The sequence below is a fragment of the Escherichia sp. KCJ4928 genome (assembly GCF_004352695.1).
Classification (GTDB): Bacteria; Pseudomonadota; Gammaproteobacteria; order Enterobacterales; family Enterobacteriaceae; genus ECMA0423.
Map to the genome: position 1 here is coordinate 1 of NZ_SJWV01000886.1, position 233 is coordinate 233.

Here is a 233-nt window from a genome sequence, read left to right on the forward strand (position 1 = left end):
TATGCGGGCGCTGGCTGAGCGTCTGCCGCAGCATGAGGATAAACTGATGACTATCGCAGAACGTCTTGAGCAAAAAGGTCGCCAGGAAGGCAGGATGGAAGGACGCATGGAAGGACGCATGGAAGGACGCATGGAAGGAGCGCTTGAAAAAGCCCTGGCTATTGCGTGCCAGCTTCAGAAAATGGGGATGACGCCGGAGCAGATTAAGCAGGCTACCGGACTTTCCGATGACG

Annotated in this window: 1 pseudogene; it reads left to right on the forward strand. The window is 55.8% G+C overall.

From position 1 onward, the window contains the following. A pseudogene (locus E0D98_RS27255) lies at positions 1–233 on the forward strand (transposase); the annotation flags it as partial.